The organism is Gordonia sp. YY1 (assembly GCF_009872315.1).
Classification (GTDB): Bacteria; Actinomycetota; Actinomycetes; order Mycobacteriales; family Mycobacteriaceae; genus Gordonia; species Gordonia amicalis.
The window spans coordinates 223267-229428 of record NZ_WXYI01000007.1 but is presented as its reverse complement, the minus strand read 5'-3'; the positions used below and the strand labels follow the sequence as shown (position 1 = coordinate 229428).

The 6162-nt window shown below is 66.3% G+C and carries 5 protein-coding genes; 2 read left to right on the top strand and 3 right to left on the bottom strand.

Going from position 1 to position 6162, the window contains the following annotated elements; genetic code table 11:
• Nucleotides 1–274 precede the first annotated feature (274 nt).
• The 3 genes from ilvC to BPODLACK_RS12225 all read right to left on the bottom strand — a co-directional run bounded on the left by ilvC (nucleotide 275) and on the right by BPODLACK_RS12225 (nucleotide 3863).
• Entirely contained in the window at nucleotides 275–1288 is a 1014-nt protein-coding gene (gene ilvC / locus BPODLACK_RS12235) for a ketol-acid reductoisomerase (protein ID WP_006434783.1), read from the bottom strand.
• A 95-nt stretch (nucleotides 1289–1383) separates the two neighbouring features.
• Nucleotides 1384–1887, bottom strand: coding sequence for an acetolactate synthase small subunit (gene ilvN, locus BPODLACK_RS12230; protein ID WP_005199381.1), 504 nt, complete (start codon nucleotides 1885–1887; stop codon nucleotides 1384–1386).
• Nucleotides 1884–3863: an acetolactate synthase large subunit gene (locus BPODLACK_RS12225; RefSeq protein ID WP_159405394.1), complete on the bottom strand. Its 1980-nt coding sequence runs from the start codon at nucleotides 3861–3863 to the stop codon at nucleotides 1884–1886. Before BPODLACK_RS12225 ends, ilvN begins: the two co-directional genes overlap by 4 nt.
• A gap of 334 nt (nucleotides 3864–4197) precedes the next feature.
• Here BPODLACK_RS12225 and BPODLACK_RS12220 point away from each other — a divergent pair, with 334 nt between their 5' ends.
• Together BPODLACK_RS12220 and mgtE are read left to right on the top strand one after the other, a co-directional pair.
• Entirely contained in the window at nucleotides 4198–4677 is a 480-nt protein-coding gene (locus BPODLACK_RS12220) for a PH domain-containing protein (RefSeq protein ID WP_159405393.1), read from the top strand.
• A 76-nt stretch (nucleotides 4678–4753) separates the two neighbouring features.
• Entirely contained in the window at nucleotides 4754–6097 is a 1344-nt protein-coding gene (gene mgtE, locus BPODLACK_RS12215; protein ID WP_159405392.1) for a magnesium transporter, read from the top strand.
• The last annotated feature ends 65 nt before the right edge of the window (nucleotides 6098–6162 follow it).

Sequence of the window (6162 nt, the reverse complement as noted above, 5' to 3'; positions counted from 1 at the left end):
GCCACCCAGCAGCGGCAGCACCGCCAAACACTGCTCAACCGCCACTACCTGGCCCACCCGCAACGCTTCCGGCGCCCGCCCCGGGCCCCGGAAATCCCGACCATCGTCGGGATCAACCACAGAAGAACAACCAACCAGACCCTGTCTCAGACAGGTTGAGAAATTCCGCCGCCGGGTGGTGGAAATGCCGAAAAAGGGTGGGTCTGTCGTTGGCAGACGACGGCAGGCCCGCACCTCCGAAAAGGTGCGGGCCTGCCGTCAGAGTGGCTGAGACTCAGGCGGTCTCGGTGATCGGACGATCAACCCAGCTCATCAGGTCGCGCAGCTTCTTGCCGGTGACCTCGATCGGGTGCTCGGCGTTCTGCTTACGCAGGCCTTCGAGCTCCTTGTTGCCGCCTTCGACGTTGGCGACGAGGCGCTTGACGAAGGTGCCGTCCTGGATGTCCTTGAGGATGGCGCGCATGCGCTCCTTGGTGTCGGCGTCGATGACGCGCGGACCGGAGACGTAGCCACCGAACTCGGCGGTGTCGGAGACCGAGTAGTTCATGCGGGCGATGCCACCCTCGTACATGAGGTCGACGATGAGCTTGAGCTCGTGCAGCACCTCGAAGTAAGCCATCTCCGGCGCGTAACCGGCCTCGACCATGACCTCGAAGCCGGCCTTGACCAGTTCCTCGGTGCCACCGCAGAGCACGGCCTGCTCACCGAAGAGGTCGGTCTCGGTCTCTTCCTTGAAGGTCGTCTTGATGATGCCGGCACGGCCACCGCCGATGGCGCTGGCGTAGCTGAGTGCGAGGGCCTGGCCCTCACCCTTCGGGTCCTGGTGGACCGCGATGAGCGCGGGGACACCCTTGCCGTCGACGAACTGACGACGCACCAGGTGGCCGGGGCCCTTGGGGGCGACCATGGCGACGGTGACGTTGGCCGGAGCCTTGATCAGGCCGAAGTGGATGTTCAGGCCGTGACCGAAGAACAGCGCGTCGCCGTCCTTGAGGTTCGGCTCGATGTCCTCGGTGAAGATCTGTGCCTGCGAGGTGTCGGGCGCGAGGACCATGATGACGTCGGCCCAGGCAGCAGCCTCGGCTGCGGTGAGGACCTTGAGGCCCTGCTCCTCGGCCTTGGCCTTGGACTTGGAGCCCTCACGCAGACCGATGACGACGTCGACGCCCGAGTCACGCAGCGACAGCGAATGCGCATGGCCCTGGCTGCCGTAGCCGATCACCGCGACCTTGCGACCCTGGATGATCGACAGATCCGCGTCGTCGTCGTAGAACAGTTCGATGGCCACTTTGTTTCCCTTCGATTTGTGGCGCCCCTCGCGATTTTCTCTCTCGCCGAGGGACTTCTAAATTCTTCGCCGCTGTTTCCAGCGGAGTGTATCGGTCAGCGATTGGCCGACATGCTCTTCGGTCCGCGACCCAGCGCGACTGCACCCGACTGGGCGATCTCACGGATGCCGTAAGGATCGAGCATCCGCAGAAGAGCCTCGAGCTTCTCCGACGTACCGGTGGCCTCGATGGTGAGCGACTCCGGCGACACGTCGATGACCTTGGCGCGGAACAGGTTCACCACCTCGATGACCTCGGTGCGCACCGTCGAATCGGAACGGACCTTGACCATCATCAGCTCGCGCGACACCGAGTTGGCCGGGTCCTGCTCGACGATCTTGATCACGTTCACCAGCTTGTTGAGCTGCTTGGTGACCTGCTCGAGCGGGAAGTCCTCGACGGAGACCATGATGGTCATCCGCGAGATCCCCTTGAGCTCGGTCGGTCCGACGGCAAGCGACTCGATGTTGAACCCGCGACGCGAGAACAATCCGGAGACGCGGGCCAGGACGCCCGGCCGGTCCTCGACCAGGACGCTGAGGGTATGGGTGGTGCTCACTTCTGGTCCTTCTCTGCTGCGCGGTCGGCCGGAGCGTTGTCGACCTTCTGGTCCACAGTCCCGCGTGGGGCGTTCATCGTCTCGTGGATCTCGACCGGGTCCGACGCCGACTCGTCGTCGTCGAACAGCGGCCGGATGTCGCGGGCCGCCATGATCTCGTCGTTGCCGGTACCCGCGGCGACCATCGGCCACACCTGGGCGTCCTTGCCGACGATGAAGTCGATGACGACCGGACGGTCGTTGATCGCGCGTGCCTGAGCGATGACGTCGTCGACGTCCCCCTCACGCTCGACGCGGAAAGCGACACAGCCCAACGCTTCTGACAGCTTGACGAAGTCCGGGATCATCCGCGAATGCGTCGCCAGATCGGTGTTGGAGTACCGCTCCTCGTAGAACAGGGTCTGCCACTGCCGGACCATGCCCAGGTTGCCGTTGTTGATCAGCGCGACCTTGATCGGGATGCCCTCGATCGCGCAGGTGGCCAGTTCCTGGTTGGTCATCTGGAAGCAGCCGTCGCCGTCGATGGCCCACACCTCGGTGTCGGGTGCGGCGGCCTTGGCGCCCATGGCAGCGGGGACGGCGTAGCCCATCGTGCCCAGACCACCGGAGTTGAGCCAGGTGCGCGGCTTCTCATAGGAGATGAACTGCGCCGCCCACATCTGATGCTGGCCGACGCCGGCGCAGTAGACCGCGTCGGGTCCGGCGGCCTTGCCCAGAGCCTGGATGACGAACTCGGGAGACATCGAACCGTCGGTCTGACGGTCATAGCTCAGCGGGTAGGTCCGACGGATGCCGTCGAGGTAGGTCCACCACTCCGACAGATCCGGTGTGGCTCCACTGGTCGCCCGCTCGTCGCGCAGCGTCTCGGTCAGCTCGGCGATGACGGCTTTGCAGTCGCCGACGATCGGGACGTCGACCGGCCGGTTCTTGCCGATCTCGGCCGGGTCGATGTCGGCGTGGATGACCTTGGCGCCGGGGGCGAAGGAATCCAGCTGTCCGGTCACCCGGTCGTCGAACCGTGCGCCCAGCGTGATCAGCAGATCACTTCGCTGCAGCGCACCGACGGCGGCCACGGTGCCGTGCATACCCGGCATACCCAGGTGCTGGTTGTGGCTGTCGGGGAACGCGCCGCGCGCCATCAGGGTCGTGACGACCGGGATGCCGGTCAGCTCGGCGAGCTCGAGCAGCTCCGCGGACGCGTTGGCCTTGATCACACCGCCACCGACGTAGAGAACCGGCGACTTCGCGGCGTTGATCATCCGAGCCGCCTCGCGGACCTGCTTGCCGTGCGGCTTGGTGACCGGACGGTAGCCGGGCAGGTCGATCTGAGGCGGCCACGAGAACGTGGTCTGGCTCTGCAGGATGTCCTTGGGGATGTCGACGAGAACCGCACCCGGACGTCCGCTCTCGGCGATGTGGAACGCCTCGGCGATGGTCTTGGGGATGTCGATCGCACGGCTGACCAGGAAGTTGTGCTTCGTGATCGGCATCGTGATGCCGGAGATGTCGGCCTCCTGGAAGGCGTCGGTGCCGATCAGCGACCGACCGACCTGACCGGTGATGGCCACGACCGGCACCGAGTCCATCTGCGCATCGGCCAGCGGGGTCACCAGGTTGGTGGCACCTGGGCCCGAGGTGGCCATCATGACGCCCGCGCGACCGGCAACCTGGGCGTAACCGGTGGCGGCGTGGCCGGCACCCTGCTCATGGCGGACCAGGACGTGACGGACCTTGGTGGAGTCCAGAAGCGGGTCGTAGACCGGCAGGACCGCGCCGCCGGGAATGCCGAAGACGACCTCGACACCGAGCTCCTCGAGGGATCTGACCACCGACTGCGCACCGCTGACGCGCTCCGGCGCGACGGTGTGCTGACCTACCGCACGGATGTTGCCCGCCGCGGGCGACTGCTGACGCAGTCCGGCGTTACGCGTCGGCTCACTACGGCCGGCGGCGTTGCGTGCTGTTGGTGCGCTCACTGCACGATCCTCATCTTGTCTGTATTTCGGTGGTGGGGTGATGTGACTACCTGACATGAAAAAACCCCCGACAGCTTCCGCTGTTCGAGGGTGGCGCGTCGATGCCGGTAGGGGTCTGCGAAGTGACCGGTCAGGCGACGCGCCAGCCGATTACTACGAGGATCCCGTTAATCATCACGTTGATCACGGTAGGACCGCGCGTCGTTCTGAGTCAAACTCCGGTCCATGCCGTCCCACATGATGGGAAGGCACAGGTGGTGACGGACGTCTCACCCACTACTCACGGGTACACCCGACGCCGGACTCGCCGCGGCCGGGTTGGCACAATGGAGACGTGCCGACTGATTCCAGCGACCCTGCAGCCCAGCCTCCGCGCAGCTCCCGGACACCACGCGATGCGGCGGCCGCCGACGACTCCCTCGAGATCACCTACCCGGTGACCTTCCGGATGAATCGGCTCGCCTACTTCACCGTGCCGATGCTCGCACTGGTCGTGGTCCTGCTGATCGGTGCCTCGCCGTGGTTCGCCTTCGCCTTCGTGGTGCCGGCCGTGCTGTGGTTCTGGATTCATCGTCTGCGCACGATCGTCACCGAGGACGGATTGCGTGCGGTCGGATTCTCGACCACCGAGGTGGCCTGGTCCGACATCGCCGGCCTGCAGTTCCCCAAGTGGAGTTCGGTGCGCGCCGTCCTCCACAACGGTGAGCGAGTTCGCCTCCCCGCCATCGGTTTCCGCGACCTGCCCGCGCTGTCGATCGTCAGCGGTGGACGGATTCCGGATCCGTTCGAGGCGGCCGCGAACCCCGACGAGTAGAACCGGCACGCCCCGGAGGCACAGAATCGACGCTGCGCGAACGGCTTTGACACGGACAGGCCGTTAGGCTCGTCGGGTGACGTACGCGACGCTCGACGCGAACCAACTCGACGACCTGATCTCCGACGGTGAACTCGGCGCGGTCGCGACCGCGCTGTCCGCGATCCCCGCCGGCGACATCGCCGCCCTCCTCGACCGTCTCCCCCACCAGTCGCGGGGCGTGGCGTTCCGCCTCCTGCCCAAGGATCTCGCCGTCGAGGTCTTCGACGATCTCTCCGCCGACTCCCAGCGCAGGCTCATCGACGATCTCGGGACAGTCGAAGTGGTCGCCGCGTTCGATCACCTCGACCCCGACGACCGCGCGGAACTCCTCGACGAACTGCCCGCCGGTGTCGCCCGGGCACTCATCCAGCAACTGACCCCGGCCGAACGCGACGTCACCGCCGTCGTACTGGGTTATCCCCGCGGTTCGGTGGGGCGGCGGATGAGCCCGGAGTTCGTGCACGCCCGACTCGACGAGACCGCCGGCGCGGCGCTGAGCCGAGTGAAGGAGCGCGGGCACGCCGCCGAGACCATCTACACCGTGCCCGTGCTCGACGATGCCCGCACGCTGAGCGGCGTCGTCAGTCTTCGTGACCTGCTACTCGCCGATCCGGAGGCACCCGTCGCCGGTCTGATGCGCAAGCCGATGTTCGCGCACTCCGACGACGACGCGGAGTCCACCGCCCAGCGGTGCGTCGATCGGGGCATCCTCGCGATGCCCGTCGTCGACCGCGACAACCGACTCGTCGGCGTCCTCACCATCGACGACGCGGTCGAGGTCGTCGAACAGGCCCGCGACACCGACGAAGCCCGTGCCGGTGCCCGCGAACCGCTTCGCGAGCCGTACCTGCATGCGTCGATACTGTCGATCACCCGCGCCCGGATCGTGTGGCTGTTCGTCCTCGCGGTGTCGGCGATCCTCACCGTGAACGTTCTGGAGATCTTCGAGGGCACGCTCGAACAGAAGGTCGCCCTCGCGCTGTTCATCCCACTGCTCACCGGGATCGGCGGCAACACCGGTTCGCAGGCCGCGACCACCGTCACCCGCGCCCTCGCGACCGACGACGTGACGACCCGCGACGTCGTGCGCGTCGCCGGCAAGGAGGTCCGGGTCGGTCTGACGATGGGCTCGCTGCTCGGTGTCGTCGGATTCGCCGTCGCCGCACTGGTGTACGGCGTCGACATCGGCACGGTGATCGGTCTGACCATCGTGTCGATCTGCACGATGGCCGCGACCGTCGGCGGGGTGATGCCGCTGGTCGCGAAATCCATCCGCGTGGACCCGGCGGTGTTCTCGACCCCGTTCATCTCCACGTTCTGCGACGCGACAGGTCTCATCGTCTACTTCTCCATCGCCAAGGCGGTCTTGGGAATCTGACGCCGCCACCCGGCATCGCGAGCGTCCGTCCACGTCCGAATCGTTTTGTTTCCGCATGTCACAGC